Genomic DNA, 14427 nt, shown 5'->3' with positions numbered 1-14427 from the left:
GCTTGCGTCTGGCGGCCGCAGGGATCAAGACTTCTGTGGTACAGCCCATGCGACCACGGAGTGTTTGAGTGAAAGCCGTCCATACCGAACTGCATCGCAGCCACGATCCGCAATTCTTCTTGGTTCGCGGTGTCGTCAAGCGCACCACCGAGCAGCCCGAGCGCGCCGACCGCCTGCTCAAGGGTCTCAAGGACGGCAAGCATCAACTGGTCGAGCCGACCAAGTTCGGTCAGGGGCCCCGCGCGCGCATCCACAGCCCGGAATATCTGTCGTTCCTGAGCGAAGCCTGGGACGCCTGGACCGCGCTCGGCGATTCCGGTCCGGAGATGATCGGCAACATCCATCCCGTGCGCCATGCCGCGACCTATCCCACCCACATCGTCGGCAAGCTCGGCTGGCATACCGCAGATACCGCAGCGCCGATTGGTCCCGGCACCTGGGCCGCGGCCTGCGCTGCGACGGATGTTGCGGTCACCGCGGCGCAGATGGTGATGGACGGTGAAGATGCGGTTTACGCGCTCTGTCGTCCACCCGGCCATCACGCCTATCGCGACATGGCCGGCGGCTTCTGCTTCCTCAACAACAGCGCGATCGTCGCCGCGCATCTGCGCCTCAAGCACGAGCGCGTCGTGATCCTCGACGTCGATGTCCATCACGGCAACGGCACCCAAGGAATCTTCTACGCGAGGCCGGACGTGTACACGGTCTCGATCCACGCCGATCCGGTCGCGTATTATCCCTATGTGTGGGGCTATGCGCATGAGCGCGGCGAGGGTCCCGGCCTCGGTACCAATCTCAACATCCCGCTGGCGATCGGCACCGGCGATGACGGCTACATCCAGGCGATGGATGTCGCGCGCAAGGCCATCGAATCCTTCGCGCCCGGCGCGCTCGTGATCGCGCTCGGCCTCGATGCCTCCGAGCACGACCCGCTGAAGGGCCTCGCCGTCACCACGCCCGGCTTCCGCCGCATCGGCCAGGCCATCGCCAAGATGGGCCTGCCGACCGTGTTCGTGCAGGAAGGTGGCTATCTCTCGGATATCCTCGGCGCCAACCTGACCTCGGTGCTGGCGGGATTCGAAGAGGCAAGGTGAGCTTTACCTCTCTCCGCTCGCGTGGAGAGGTCGGATCGCTCTTGCGATCCGGGTGAGGGGGTACAGGTCTTCGACAGCCTCACTTGGCGAGAGGGGCCGCTCACCCCGACCCTCTCCCCGTAAGAACGGGGAGAGGGAGAAGAGAGCCCTCGTCTCACGCTCGTCTGCTTCAGTCCTTGAACAAAATCTGCTCCAGCAGATCCATCCGCCTGATCCGGATCGTGCTGCTGTCGATGGCGATGATGCGGCGGTTCTGGAAACGCTTCAGCATCATCGTGACCCATTGCCGGGTCGAGCCGACCATCGCCGCGATCTGGTCATGGGTGATCTTGCGGTTGATGATGATGGTGTCGCCCTCGGCGACACCGTGCAGCTCCGACAGCGTAAGCAGGAACTGCGCCAGCCGTTCGATCACCGACCGCGTGCCGAGGATCTGCGCCATCGAGGAGTAGCATTTGCCCTTGGCGATGAGCCCGTCGATCAGCGCCAGCGCGAAGCGCGGCATGCCGGTCAGCAGCTTCTCGAGCGCGGGGCCTGACAGCGCCGAGATCTCGCAGGCCTCGATGGCGATGCCGGACCACATGTGAATGCCGCCGCCGGAAATCTCCGGACCGCCGATGAAATGTCCCGGCGTCCAATAGGCGAGCGTGATCTCGCGCCCCGACGGCGCCGTGTAATAGACCCGAACCTGCCCGCGACGGATGATGAAGATGCCGTCGTGGCCGTCGCCCTGGCTGAACACCATCTCGCCCTGCGGCACCGTGATGGTGCGGCCGGCCGCGTGCACGCGTGTCTGTTCCGATGCGGAGAGTCGATCGAGGAAATGCGCGCCTGCGTTCAGTCCGTCGATCGTCTCGCTCATGAACAGCGCCGAGCTTGCGGGCGTCGCGCGTGCACTGCGTGGCCGGCGCGTGTTGGCGGGCCAATCGAACGCAACGCCTGCGTGGCTTCGGTCAGCGAAAGCGGCAGGCTCGGTCGCGGCAGCTTCCTTGAGTGTGGTCATCGTAATCCGTCAGCTCTTCGGGGTCTTGCGACTAGGTAAGAGCCGCGGCGGGGCGATGTCCATCTCTTTGCGATCGTTCCAAATCACTTAGCAAAGCTTGATATGTACGACGATCGTCGGCGGAATTATTTCTCTGCCGATGGGTTGCTCCTGAGAAAATCCTTTGCGGTGCTGCGTGACGGATTCACGACGGGCAGCGGTAATGACGATGCAAGTAATTGCTTCATGCTGTTCGCCGCGCCTTCGATAGTGCCGGCTCGCATCGCCGCCGGCATGAGCCGGCCTGCCGAGGACAGTTCGATGATCGTTTTCAGCTCTTTCAGAATGAGTGCGGCAGTCGTGACTTTGACGATCGCCATGTTCGCGACCGCGCAGGCGGAGACGATCCGTGTGGCGGTCGGGACGCAGGATACGACGATCAACTGCGCGACCGGCGGGCTGCTCATTCGCGAGCTGAAGCTGCTGGAAAAATTCCTGCCCCATGACGGCAAGTACAAGGACGTCACCTACGACATCCAGTGGAAGAATTTCACGAGCGGCGCACCGCTCACCAACGAGATGGTCGCGGGCAAGCTCGATTTCGGTGCGATGGCGGATTTCCCGGGCTCGCTGAACGGCGTTGCGTTCCAGAAGGCGGGCCGCCGCAGCCTGTTCATCAGTGTCTTGTCCGGCAGCACCAAGGGCAGCGGCAATGGCATCGTGGTGCCATCGAGCTCGCCGGTGCAGTCGCTCGACGAGCTCAAGGGCAAGACCATCTCCGTTCCCTTTGCCTCGACTTCGCACGGCATGCTGCTCCGCGCCATCGAGGCCAAGGGGTGGAATCCCGAGACCGACGTCAACATCATCACGCAGGCGCCGGAGGTGGCGGGGCCTGCCTTGCAGGCGGGAAAGATCGAGGCGCATGCCGACTTCGTGCCGTTCGCCGAGCTGTTTCCATGGCGCGGCTTTGCGCGCAAGATTTTTGATGGCGCGCAGGCCAACGCGCCGACGTTCCACGGCAGCCTGGTCGACGCCGAGTACGCCGAAAAATATCCGGAGATCGTCGTCGCCTATTTGCGCGCCGCGCTTGAGGCGAATCGCCTGATCGCGGAGGAGCCGGAGAAATACAGCGAGCTGATTGCGAAGGTGACCGGCATCGAGGCGGAAGTCGACTATCTCTTTCATGGCCCGCTCGGGCTTCAGACCCGCGACGTGACCTGGAAGCCGGAGTATCGCCAGGCGGTCGCCACGTCGATCAAGACGCTGAAGCTGCTCAAGCGCGCCGACAGCGATCTGGATATCAATCATTTCGTCACGGACAAGTTCATTCGCATCGCGGCTGCGCAGGCCGGGCGCGACTATGATGCGGAGCTGAAGAACTACGCGCAGCTTCCGCTTCGCGCCAAGGACGCGGCGACGGGCGTCGAGATCGGCGACTTCAGCCGCGTTGCCCAGATCTGGGTCAAGGACGAAACCCATGTTCGCCACTATGCCTCGCCCGAGAACGCGCTGAAGGCGCTCGCCGGTCTCGAGAAGGACGGAAAGATCATCCGCGTCGTCTATGCCCAGGATCGCGAAAGCGGCATCAAGCTGTTCGCGAACCAGGCTTGGTTCGTGCGCTCGTCCGGCGGCGAGCTGAGTGCGTTCCTGCTCAAGGACGCGGCCGAGCGCTGGTCGAAGCAGCATGGCGGCGCCGTGCTCGACTTCGCAGCCGCGCGCGAGTCCCTCGTCGTGAGCCGGTGAGGCCATGGCGACCTCTGTCCAGGTGCGGCCTGCAGGTCTTCGATGGGCGGTCCGCGGGCTTTCGATCCTGGCCTGCATCGCGCTGTGGCAGGTCGCATCGATGACGCATCTCAATCTCGGGATCGTCACCTTCCGCAACGTGCCGCCGCCGGTCGAGGTCGTTCAATCCGCACTCGCTCTGTTTCGTTCGCCGAAACTGGCGGCGCACATCACCAGCAGCCTGTGGCGCGTGTTCGCGGGCTACGGTGCGGCGGTGGTGATTGGCGTGGTCCTTGGCTTCGCGATCGGCCGGTCGCGCGCGGCGAGCGACCTGTTGCTGCCGCCGCTCGAATTGCTGCGGCCGATCCCGGCGGTGGCGTGGATCCCGCTCTCGATCCTGGTCTTCCCGTCGTCCGAACTGTCGATGATCTACATCACCTTCATCGGGGCGCTGTTTCCGATCGTGCTGAACACGGTCCATGGCGTTGCCAATGTCGACCGCAGGCTGGTCGCCTCCGCGCGTAGCCTGGGTGCGGGGGAGCTGGCGATCCTGACGGAGGTGGTGCTGCCGGATGCCGCGCCCAGCATCGTCACGGGGCTTGCGATCGGCATGGGCACCTCGTGGTTCTGCCTCGTCACTGCGGAGATGATCTCGGGTCAGTTCGGCATCGGCTATTACACCTGGGAAGCCTACACGCTGCAGAACTATGCCGACATCATCGTCGGCATGCTGATCATCGGCCTGCTCGGCATGGGCTCGAGCTGGCTGCTGACGACGGCGGGGCAGCTTCTGATGCCCTGGCGCAGCCCGAAGGTGGCGCGATGAACATCCGGGTTGCGGATATCGGCACGAACAGCGTCGGTCGCATCGATGTCGCCGGCGTCTCGATTTCGCTCGGCGCCGACGCGGATGCCTTCGAGGCGGTGAGCGGTCTCGATGTCGCAATCGCACCGGGCGAGCTCGTCTGCATTCTCGGCCCCTCCGGCTGCGGCAAGTCCACGCTGCTCGGTGCGCTGGCCGGGCATCTGCCGGTCACGGCGGGCCGGCTCATGGTCGACGGGCAGGACGTTCAGGGGCCGAGCCCGGATCGCGGCATGGTGTTCCAGCAGCACACGCTGTTTCCCTGGAAGCGGGTCCGCGACAATGTCGCCTTCGGCCCGAAGATGCGTGGTCTTGCGAGGCGGGAGCGCGACCACGCTGCCGACGCCATCCTCAAGCTGGTCGGCCTGTCCGGCTTCGAAGCCTTCTATCCGGCGCAGCTGTCGGGCGGCATGCAGCAGCGCGTCGAGATCGCGCGGGTCCTGATCAACCAGCCGCGGGTGCTGCTGATGGATGAGCCTTTCAGCGCGCTCGACGCGCAGACGCGCGGCATGATGCAGGAGGTTCTGCTCGACATCTGGGGCAAGATCCCGACCACCATGGTCTTCGTCACCCACGACATCGACGAGGCGCTGTTCCTCGCCGACCGCATCGTGGTGATGAGCGCGAGGCCCGGCCGGGTGATCGAGGATATCGTGCTGCCCTTTGTCCGGCCACGCAGCCATGATCTCGTGACCGAACCCGAATTCGTGCGCCTGAAGCGCCATGTCATGCAGCTGTTACGGCGGCCGGAGGGCTCCGAGCCCTTGGCGCGGCTCGGCCCGCTCGGCGTGACGTCCTAGAACATCCGCTCGCTGCAGGGGCAGCCCTGAGGAATTGAACCTGGCAGCGGGCCCTTCTCGCCTCTCCCCGCTTGCGGGAGAGGCCGGATTGCATCGCAGATGCAATCCGGGTGAGGGGGAGTCTCCGCGAGTCCGATTGTCACCGTCCTCGCGGAGAGCCCCCTCACCCCGACCCTCTCCCCGCACGCGGGGAGAGGGAGAAGAGTTCAAAACATCCCGCTCGCTTTGAGCGCCTTGCAGACGTGCTGCATCTCGGTCTCGTCGGCGACCATGTCGAGCATGATCGTGGTCAGGCCCTTCGCCGCAAACTCCTTCAGCTTCGCGCCGACCTCCTCGTAGCTGCCGACGAGGTAGGGGCAGTCGGCCTGGAAGGTCAGGAATGGCAGCAGCCAGTAGCCGTTGTCCTGGAGTTCGCCGCTCTGCCCTTCATACAGTCGCCGCTTCCACACGGAGTCGCTGTTCTCGACAGTCAGCGCGAGCAGCTCGCGGTCATCGGCCCTGTCGCGGAAGCGCGCCTGCGCCGCCTGCCGCGCTTCTTCGCGTCCCTCGCGGGCGAAGATGCCGAAATTCATGCCTGATACATCGAGCCCGCGATCGAGATCGGGCGGCAGCATCTGCATCTTGATGCAGCCGGTCTCCTTCGCCACGCGCTGCGCGGCTTCCGATTGGCCGGCGATGAGAAATTCCGGCATCAGCTCCGCCGGCAGGCGCGGGCGCAGTTGCAGATGCTGCGCGCGATAGAACCGGCCCTCGACGTTCACCGGCCGCGGGCTTTCCAGCAACTGGCGCATCAGCGCCACGAACTCGCCGAGCCTGATATAGCGGTCGGCATGCGACTGCTCGTCGCCGAGGCCCTGCAAGTCGCTGACCGCGGTCCCCGTGATCATGTTGAGATAGACCTTGCGGCCGTAGAGCTGCGCCAGCGACGAAACGAATTTCGCCGCCGTGAACGGATGCATGTAGACCGGATTGACCGCGATCAGTGGCGAGGACCGCGTCGTCGCCGCCATGATGTGCTGCGCCATGGCCCAGGGCTCGACGAACACGTCGTTGCCCTCGAACAGCAGGATGCCTTCGAAGCCGTTGCGGTCGGCGAACTCTGCCACCCGCATCAGCTCGCCGACATATTTTTTGGGATCGCGGTTGCGCGAGATTGCGGGAAAGACGCGCAGCCGCGAGGTCGTCATTCAGCCGCTTCCTGGAAAGGCCAGGCGTTGCGGGTGATGGGAAGGCCGCCGCTCGCACGGGAGCCGTCGGCGATGGCGAGGCGATGCGAGGGGGAGGGCGAGCAGAGCGAGAAGCGCCAGCCATCGGGATCGTCGGCGATATCGGGCTTGAAGCTGATCTCGATCGCCTCGCGCGACACCTGCATCGCGAAGGCGTCGAGCGGCAGATTGAGCCCGAAGCCCCTGGCCTTGAGATAGGCCTCCTTCAGCGTCCAGTAGTCGAAGAAGCGCTCGATCGCGGCCGGCTCCGGCAGGCTGCGCAGGGTCTCGACCTCCTCCGGCGCAAAGAAGCGAAGCGCGGTGGAGAGCGGCGCGACCCGCCGTGACACGGTCTCGACGTCGACGCCGACCGTCTCATGCCCCGATACGACGCAGGCGACGCAGCCGTCGGCGTGCGACAGGCTGAAATGCAGTGCGGTCGAGGTCTTGGGCGCCGCGACAAACGGCCGCCCGTAGCGTCCGGCCGCAAACGACCAGTCGGTCGGCGCGACGTTGGGCGCGACCTGTGACAGCGCCAGGCGAAGCATGGCGTGTGCGAAAATATATTGCCGCCGATGCCGCTCGAACATGAAGCGGTCGGCGCGGACCCGTTCGTCGACCGAGAGGAGCCGGCGGCAGGCATCTGCCGCGCCCGGCGCGTCAAAGGTCTCGATTAGTCCGACAAACAGTTCAATCCTGTCGTCTGCCATCAATTGGGCCTTTGGCGTCAGGCCGAGGCCAAATCCCCGGCCCTGACGGAAGAAACAACTGAGCAAGAATCAACTAAGCGGACGCTTGTAATGGTCCAGCCGGGCAAATTCTTGTCGATTGCTGGACGGTTTACGGACGCAAGCTTGTGCGAGCCCCCACAGCTCGCAGGCGGCGTGGCCGTTGCCCGAAGATTTCGTGCGGCATCTCCGCCGACTAGTCTTACTTTTTCTTCTTGGCCTTCTTCGCGCCGCTCAGCACCGAAAGGCTGGCGTCGACTTCCTTCAGCGCCGACTGGAGCTTCTTCTTCTCGTCGGTCAGCAGCTTTTGCAGGGCCTTGCGGTCCTTGTCGCTCAGCGAGGTGCCCTTGGTAAATTTGATGAAACCCATAACAAACTCCCCCGGTTGAAAAATAATAGTCCAAATCAAAACGCGGGAATAATGTTGCGCGTATGGCGCCAAATAATCAAGATGCAACTTGATCATTCACAGCTTTGGCGAGTGAACCCCTATTCGTTCGTCCTGTATGGCCGGTCACGCCGCCCTGCGCGCGAGCAATCGGCCGAGCGGCGTGCCGGGTTGGGCGAGGGCCGCACCCAGCAGTGTGACGAGATCCCCCATCCACTCGCCGACCATGCGGCCATCGAGCAATTCGCCCTTGTAATTGCATGAACCGGTGATTCCGGTCGGGCGTTCCTTGAGCATCAGCGACAGCCAGGTCTGGTCGATCGGCAGCACCGGCTGCCCTTCGCGCGCGACATTGCCGATCGATTGCGCGGCAATCTCCGGCAGGTCGAGCGGCTGGCGCAGCGGATTTTGCAGAGTGAAATAGACCTGGAGCAGCGCGGCCGGATCGATCCCCTCCTGCTCGAGATGGTCGGCCAGCATGTTGAACGGCAGCTCCTGCCGCGCATGCGCATCGAGCACGCTCTGGCGGACCTTGCCCAGGGCTTGCGTGAACGACAGCTCCGGCGTGATTCGGGTGCGGACGATCACGGTGTTCTCGAACGGGCCGACGATCCGGTCGGTGTCGGGCTGGGCGCGATTCGCCATGGCAGTGGCAATTGCGATGTCGCCGCGGCCGGTCCTCGCCGACAGCAGGGCCTTCAGGCCCGTGAGGAGGCACATGAACAGCGTGGCATTATGCTGGCCGGCGAATGCCGTCAGCCCGCCGATCAGCTCGCGCTCCAGGCTGACCGGATGATGCCCGGTGGATGCGCCGGGGCTCGCTTTGCCGTCGAAGATCGGCGTCGCGCCGCGCAAATTTCCGGTCCAGTCGGAGGCTTGGCGGCGGGCGGCGTCGGTGCCGCACCACCAGCGCTGCCAGCGCGCGACGTCGGAAAAGGCCGGTGGCGGTTTCGGCAGCGGCGCCGACGGACGTCCGGTCAGCGCCGCATAACGGCTCGACAATTCCTCGAACAGCACGCCGATCGACCAGCCGTCGGCAACGGCATGATGCAGCGTCAGCAGCAGCACGTGGTGGTCGGCATGGAGCCGCAACAGCCGCGCCCGCAGCAGCGGCGGCCGCGCGGTGTCGAACGGGGTATAGGTTTCCTGCTTGATCAGGAGATCGATCTTCCTGCGCTCGAGGGCCTTGCGCCGCTTATTGTTGTGCACCTGCCCGTCGCCGATGGTCTCGACGGTGAGGACGGGTCCAAGCTCGCTTGCGGTGGCGATCCGGCTGACGGGTTCGCCGCCGCTCCAGCCGAACCCGGTCCGCAGCGATTCGTGGCGGCGCACGATGTCGCCGAACGCCTGTGCGAGGGCGGCCGGATCGAGCGGGCCTTCGAGACGGAAGGCGAAGGGCAGGTTGAACAGCGGCAGCCCCGGCAGGTTCTGCTCGATGCGAATCATCTGGTCCTGCGCGATCGCGAGCGTCGGCAGGCCGTTTTCGGCCAGTCTTGTTCGAGCCAGGTTTGGAAAGCTTGCGGCAGGCTGGTGCGGCTTCGCCGCCACGGCGTCGTCGACCCGGCGCGCGAGCTCCTCGATCGTCGGCGCCTCGAAGATGGTCTTGATTGGCAGCGACACGCCGAGTGCACGGGCAACGCGCGCCATCGCCTGGCCCGCCAGCAGCGAATGGCCGCCGAGGTCGAAGAAATTGTCGGTGACGCCGATGCTCTCGACCTTCAGCAGGTCGATCCAAATGTCGGTGAGCACTTTTTCGGTGAAGCGCCGCGCCGGCACCGCCGCGTCCGGCCCAGACGTGTCCTGGTGTGCCGGCGCGAGCAGCGCCGACCGGTCGAGCTTGCCATGGGCGTTGAGCGGCACCTGGTCCAGGAACAGGAATGCGGACGGGATCGCGTGGCTCGGCAGTCGGCTCTTCAGGAATTCGCGCAGCGCGCTGGCGCTGCTCTGGCTGCCTGATCTTGCAAGGATATGGGCAATCAGCCTGACATCGCCGCCGGCCTCGCGGCGCGGTTCGACGATGCCGGCGCGCACGTCGGGATGATCGGCCAGCGTGGTTTCGATCTCCTTGAGCTCGATACGGTAGCCGCGGACCTTGACCTGATGGTCGGCGCGGCCGAGGCATTCGATCGTGCCGTCAGTGCGGCGGCGCGCGAGGTCGCCGGTCCGGTACAGCCGCGCGCCTTCCTGGCGCGCGAACGGATCGGCGATGAAACGCAGCCGGCTCTGCGCGGGATCGTTGATATAGCCGCGTCCGATTCCGGTGCCGCCGATGCAGAGCTCGCCGGTCACGCCGGCCGGGAGCGGCTGCAGGTTTTGATCGAGCACGTGAAGCTGGGTGTTCGGCAGCGGCGCGCCGACCGCCACATTGCTCGTGAAGGTCGGCGGCGCCTTGGTCAGGCGATGCAGCGAGACGTCGTCGGAACATTCCGACGCGCCATAGGCGTTGATCAGCGGCACCTTCGGGCAGTGGGCGAACCAGGCGCGGCAGAGATCGACCGGCAACGGCTCGCCGGTCGAGATCAGGAGGCGCAGCTTCGCAAATGCGCGCCGAACCTGTGCCGCGTCCATGCGCTCGAGGATCACGCGCAACAGCGACGGCACAATCTCGAGCACGGTGATGCCCTCGCGCTCGATCTCCTGCGCGAGCCGGATCGGGTCTTGCACGACCGCATTGCCGCAGATGTGCACGCGCGCGCCGACCATGGGGCCTACGAGGAACTGCCAGACCGAGATGACAAAGCTCTGCGGCGCCGTCTGCGCAATCACGTCCTTGGCCGAGAGATTGAGCTCGGAAATCAGCGATGCCAGATGGTTCGACAGGCCGCGCTGCTCGATCATGACGCCCTTCGGCGCGCCGGAGGAGCCGGACGTATAGATCAGATAAGCAAGGCTCGCGCCTGTGCGCCGCGCCGCCCGGGCCGGCTTGGTCGTCCCCGGCGCGATGGTGTCCTCGAGTTCGGCCACATGGATGCGCTCGACCAGCGGCTCGAGCAGTGCCTCGACCAAAGCTGACGGCGCGCGCCCGGTCAGCAGCATGCGGGCGCAGCTCGATCCCAGAATGGTCGCGAGCCGCGCCGGCGGCTGGTCCGGATCGAGATTCAGGAAGGCCGCGCCGACGCGCTGCACCGCGATCATCGCGGCCAGCAGGTCCGGCCCGCGCTCCGCAAGCAAGGCGACCACCGTCTCGGGGCCGACGCCTTCGCGGACCAGCCAGCGCGCGATCGCCTGGCTGCGACGTGCCAGCTCGCGATAGGTCAGCGAGCTGCGGCCATCCGACACGGCGATCGCGTTCGGCGTCCTCTTCGCCTGGCGCTCGAACCGTTCGATCACATTGCCGCGCGTCGTGAAATTGGCAGCCAAGCCCTGGCCCTTCGCCAGCAACTGCCGGCGCTCGGCCTCGGTGAGCAGCGGCAGGCGCGAGATGCGCTGCTCGGGATCGGCGATCGCGGCCTTGAGCAGGGTCTTGAACTGGGCGGCCATGCCTTCGATCGTCGCCGCGTCGAACAGGTCGGTGGCGTATTCGAAGAAGCCGGTGAAGCGGCCGTCGGCCTCGACCAGTTCGAGCGTGATGTCGAAGCGTGCGACCTTTGGGTCGACCTCCAGCCGCCGTGTCGACAGGCCGGGAAAACGCGCGGCCTCGATCGAGGCGTTCTGCAGGATGAACATGATCCGGAACAGCGGATTGCCGTCCGTCCGTCGCGCGACCTGCAACGCGCGCAGCACCTCCTCGATCGGAAGGTCCTGGTTGCGATAGGCATCGAGCGTGACCTGCCGCACCCGCCGCAACATGTCGCCAAAACTCGGATCGCCGCCAAAATCGTTGCGCAGGATCAGGGTGTTGGCAAACAGCCCGATCAGGCGCTCGCTTTCGATCTGGTTGCGGTTGGCGATCAGCGAGCCGGTCGCAACGTCCTCATGCGAAGTGTGGCGGAACAGCAGGCACTGGAACACCGCGAGCAGCGTCATGAAGGGCGTGACGCCCTGGTCCTGGCTCAATGCGCGGATGTCGCCCGAGAGCGCCTTGGAGAACTCGAAATAATGACGGGCGCCGTGGCCGCTCCAGACCTCCGGCCGTGCCCGGTCGGTCCGCAGCGGCAGCGTGGTGACGCCGTCGAGCTGGGTCTTCCAGTAGCCAAGCTGCTCCTTTGCCGCCGGTGTCTGCGCCCAACTCTGCTGCCACAGCGCAAAATCGCGATACTGAAAGGCGGGCCAAGGAAGGGCCGCCACGCTCTTCTTGCGTGCGGCGGAATAATGCGCGGCGAGCTCTTCCCAGAACAGCCGCTGCGACCAGCCGTCGGTGACGAGGTGATGTACGTTCACGACCAGCGCGTGGCTGGATTCGTCGAACGACAGCAGCGAGACCTTCAGCGGCGCCTCGCGCGCCAGGTCGAACTCATACTGCGCGAGCTTGAGCGCCTCGCGCCGGATCACCGCGGCCTGTCTGTCCGCGGGGCTGGGCTTGAGTTTGATCCGCTCGAACCGGGGCGGCGATGGCAGCACCCGTTGCACCGGCTCGCCCTGCGGTTCGATGAAGATTGAGCGCAGCGCCTCGTGGCGCGCGCAGATCGCGGTGAGGCCCGCGGACAGCGCGGCGATATCGACCGGGCCTTTGAGGAGTGCGACTTCGACGACATTATAATTGTAGCGGGTCGGATCGAGCCGCGAGAGCAGATACATCCGCTGCTGCTGGAACGAGAGTGGTGCGTCGGCTGCCGCGGCCTGCCGCCAGGCCGGCAATGCCGCGTCGCGGCGGCTTGCGGCAGTCTCGATCCGGGCCGCCAGCGCCGACACCGTGGCGCAATCGAAGATATCCTCGAAGGAGAAGTCGACATTGAAGCGTTCGCGCAGGCGCGAGCGCATCTGCGTCGCCGCAAGCGAATCCGCGCCGAGTGCGAAGACGTCCTGATCGACGCCGACCTGCGGCAGCTCCAGCAGACCGGCCCAGATTTCCGCGAGCTGGGTTTCCAATTCATTGCGCGGAAGCTGCGCCGCCTCATGGCTGTCGCCCGGCGCTGCGATCAGGTCGGCCAGCGCATTGCGCTTGACCTTGCCGCTGGCGCCCTTCGGCAGCGCTGCGACGCTGCGGATCAGGCTCGGCACCTTGTAGGCTGCGAGACGCTTGCGCGCGAACTGGCGCAGCTGGTCCGAGGTCGCCTCGGAATTCGCCCGCAGCACCACGACCGCGGCGACGTTCTCGCCGAGCTTTGGATGCGGGACGGCGAATACGCCGGCCTCCAGCACCGCCGGATGGCTGAGCAGGACCTCCTCCACCTCGAGCGGCGAGATCTTCTGGCCGCCGCGATTGATGACGTCCTTGATGCGGCCGACGATGAAGAGATAGCCGTCGGCATCGAGATAGCCGAGATCGCCGGTCCTGAACCAGCCGTCGCGGAAAGCGGCCTCTGTCGCCGCCTCGTCATTATAATAGCCGCGCGTCATGTTGGGACCGCGTAGCATGATCTCGCCATGCCCGCCGCTCGCAAGCGTGCGGCCCGCCTCGTCCATGATCGCGATCTCCGGCCCCGCAGCGCGGCCGACCGATCCGATCTTGCGCAGCTCGAACGGATTGGCGGCGATCTGCGAGGCCGCTTCCGTCATGCCGTAGGTTTCGAGCACGGGAACGCCGAACGTCGTCTCCAGCCCGTTCAGGATCGTGGGCGCGAGCGAGGACGAGGCCGAGCGGATCACGCGCAGCGAGGAGGCTCGGGCGAGGTCCGGGTTTGCTTCTGCCGCCGTCAGCAGGGCGCGATGAATGGTCGGCACCGCCGTGTACCAGGTCGGGTGCAGCTCCCGCATCCAGCCGAAGAACGACGCTGCGTCGAAGCCTTCGGTGCAGATCACGCTCGAGCCCGCGGCCAGCGCCGTCAGCAGACCGGAGATCAGGCCATGGGCGTGAAACAGCGGCAGGGCGTTGAGCAGACGGTCGCGGGATGAAAGCGACAGCACGTGGCCTGCATTGTAGGCTGACAGGCACACATTGCGATGTGTGAGCGGCACCATCTTTGGCCGCGCCGCGGTGCCCGAGGTCAGGAGGATGAACGCATCGTCGTCGCCGCGCGAGGCGCCGCTGGGGTTGGCCGGGCCGACCACCGGGCCCTTGAATGCGCCGCCGCCGAGATCGTCTTTCGGCCCCGGCACGAAATCGATCACTGCAATATCCAGCGCCCTGGCGACATCACGGCTTGGTGAGTTCATGTCGGCCCGGGTGACGAGCGCGGTGAGCTTCAATTCGCTGAAATAGCGCTGCAGCTCGTCTGCGGTCAGATCCGGATTGACGGGGATGCAGGCGCCGGCCGATGCGACCGCGATCATCGCCAATGCGCTGTCGGCGCCGCGCGGCAGTGCAACAGCGATCCGGTCAGCAGGCGCAATGCCGAGCCCGCGCAGCGTGCGGACGAGATCCTGCGTCCGCTCGCCAAGCGCGGCATAGGTGAGAGGCGGCCGACCCGGCGCGAGCAGGGCAGGTGCCGCTGGTGTCTTGCGGGCGTAGAAGTCGAGAAGGCCGCCGATATGCGCGAATATCTTGGTTTCAGCGCTTCCGCCGTCCGATCCCTCTCCCGCTCCGGATGCAATGTCCGACAACGCCATTCCCTTTTGATCTGATTGAGCTATTCTTCCCAAGACTTAGGGAACGCGTCCAGTCTGA

General features: G+C 65.6%; 10 protein-coding genes. 4 read left to right on the top strand and 6 right to left on the bottom strand.

Annotated features, from left to right (window positions below; translation table 11 throughout):
- Window positions 1-68 precede the first annotated feature (68 nt).
- Window positions 69-1094, top strand: coding sequence for a histone deacetylase family protein (locus RAD16_RS25010; RefSeq protein WP_458160511.1), 1026 nt, complete (start codon window positions 69-71; stop codon window positions 1092-1094).
- Window positions 1095-1263: 169 nt separating this feature from the next.
- Here RAD16_RS25010 and RAD16_RS25005 read toward each other — a convergent pair whose 3' ends face one another.
- Together RAD16_RS25005 and RAD16_RS25000 are read right to left on the bottom strand one after the other, a co-directional pair.
- Window positions 1264-2097 (bottom strand): Crp/Fnr family transcriptional regulator, encoded by an 834-nt coding sequence (locus RAD16_RS25005; protein ID WP_458160510.1) that lies wholly within the window; start codon window positions 2095-2097, stop codon window positions 1264-1266.
- Window positions 2098-2222: 125 nt separating this feature from the next.
- Window positions 2223-2456, bottom strand: coding sequence for a hypothetical protein (locus RAD16_RS25000; RefSeq protein WP_458160509.1), 234 nt, complete (start codon window positions 2454-2456; stop codon window positions 2223-2225).
- On the opposite strand from RAD16_RS25000, the gene RAD16_RS24995 reads away from it, so the two are divergent.
- Genes RAD16_RS24995 through RAD16_RS24985 form a run of 3 tightly spaced genes read left to right on the top strand, consistent with a single transcriptional unit; the run spans window position 2422 to window position 5460 of the window.
- A complete protein-coding gene (locus tag RAD16_RS24995) occupies window positions 2422-3819 on the top strand; it encodes an ABC transporter substrate-binding protein (protein ID WP_458160508.1) in 1398 nt (465 codons plus the stop codon). The genes RAD16_RS25000 and RAD16_RS24995 overlap by 35 nt on opposite strands.
- Before the next feature lie 4 nt (window positions 3820-3823).
- Complete coding sequence (locus tag RAD16_RS24990; RefSeq protein ID WP_458160507.1) at window positions 3824-4624, top strand: ABC transporter permease; 801 nt, start codon at window positions 3824-3826, stop codon at window positions 4622-4624.
- Window positions 4621-5460, top strand: coding sequence for an ABC transporter ATP-binding protein (locus RAD16_RS24985; RefSeq protein WP_458160506.1), 840 nt, complete (start codon window positions 4621-4623; stop codon window positions 5458-5460). Before RAD16_RS24990 ends, RAD16_RS24985 begins: the two co-directional genes overlap by 4 nt.
- A gap of 206 nt (window positions 5461-5666) precedes the next feature.
- Here RAD16_RS24985 and RAD16_RS24980 read toward each other — a convergent pair whose 3' ends face one another.
- The 4 genes from RAD16_RS24980 to RAD16_RS24965 all read right to left on the bottom strand — a co-directional run bounded on the left by RAD16_RS24980 (window position 5667) and on the right by RAD16_RS24965 (window position 14369).
- Window positions 5667-6647, bottom strand: a complete 981-nt coding sequence (locus tag RAD16_RS24980) for an LLM class flavin-dependent oxidoreductase (RefSeq protein ID WP_458160505.1) — start codon at window positions 6645-6647, stop codon at window positions 5667-5669.
- A complete protein-coding gene (locus tag RAD16_RS24975; protein ID WP_458160504.1) occupies window positions 6644-7375 on the bottom strand; it encodes a 4'-phosphopantetheinyl transferase family protein in 732 nt (243 codons plus the stop codon). Before RAD16_RS24975 ends, RAD16_RS24980 begins: the two co-directional genes overlap by 4 nt.
- Before the next feature lie 220 nt (window positions 7376-7595).
- Window positions 7596-7763 carry a hypothetical protein gene (locus RAD16_RS24970; protein WP_458160503.1) on the bottom strand — a complete coding sequence of 56 codons (168 nt, stop codon included), beginning with the start codon at window positions 7761-7763 and terminating at the stop codon, window positions 7596-7598.
- A 144-nt stretch (window positions 7764-7907) separates the two neighbouring features.
- On the bottom strand, window positions 7908-14369 hold the full coding sequence (locus RAD16_RS24965) for an amino acid adenylation domain-containing protein (RefSeq protein ID WP_458160502.1): 6462 nt from the start codon (window positions 14367-14369) through the stop codon (window positions 7908-7910).
- Window positions 14370-14427 lie beyond the last annotated feature (58 nt).

The sequence above is a fragment of the Bradyrhizobium sp. 18BD genome, assembly GCF_054185225.1.
The sequence above is the reverse complement of the archived record's forward strand: the minus strand, read 5'-3'. Positions and strand labels throughout refer to the sequence as shown.

Excerpts from the sequence above, each read along its gene's own strand:
- RAD16_RS24980 (WP_458160505.1), bottom strand. The coding sequence starts at position 6,647 with ATGACGACCTCGCGGCTGCGCGTCTTTCCCGCAATCTCGCGCAACCGC.
- RAD16_RS25005 (WP_458160510.1), bottom strand. The coding sequence starts at position 2,097 with ATGACCACACTCAAGGAAGCTGCCGCGACCGAGCCTGCCGCTTTCGCT.
- RAD16_RS25000 (WP_458160509.1), bottom strand. The coding sequence starts at position 2,456 with ATGGCGATCGTCAAAGTCACGACTGCCGCACTCATTCTGAAAGAGCTG.
- RAD16_RS24965 (WP_458160502.1), bottom strand. The coding sequence starts at position 14,369 with ATGGCGTTGTCGGACATTGCATCCGGAGCGGGAGAGGGATCGGACGGC.
- RAD16_RS24970 (WP_458160503.1), bottom strand. The coding sequence starts at position 7,763 with ATGGGTTTCATCAAATTTACCAAGGGCACCTCGCTGAGCGACAAGGAC.
- RAD16_RS24975 (WP_458160504.1), bottom strand. The coding sequence starts at position 7,375 with ATGGCAGACGACAGGATTGAACTGTTTGTCGGACTAATCGAGACCTTT.
- RAD16_RS24985 (WP_458160506.1), top strand. The coding sequence starts at position 4,621 with ATGAACATCCGGGTTGCGGATATCGGCACGAACAGCGTCGGTCGCATC.
- RAD16_RS24995 (WP_458160508.1), top strand. The coding sequence starts at position 2,422 with ATGAGTGCGGCAGTCGTGACTTTGACGATCGCCATGTTCGCGACCGCG.
- RAD16_RS24990 (WP_458160507.1), top strand. The coding sequence starts at position 3,824 with ATGGCGACCTCTGTCCAGGTGCGGCCTGCAGGTCTTCGATGGGCGGTC.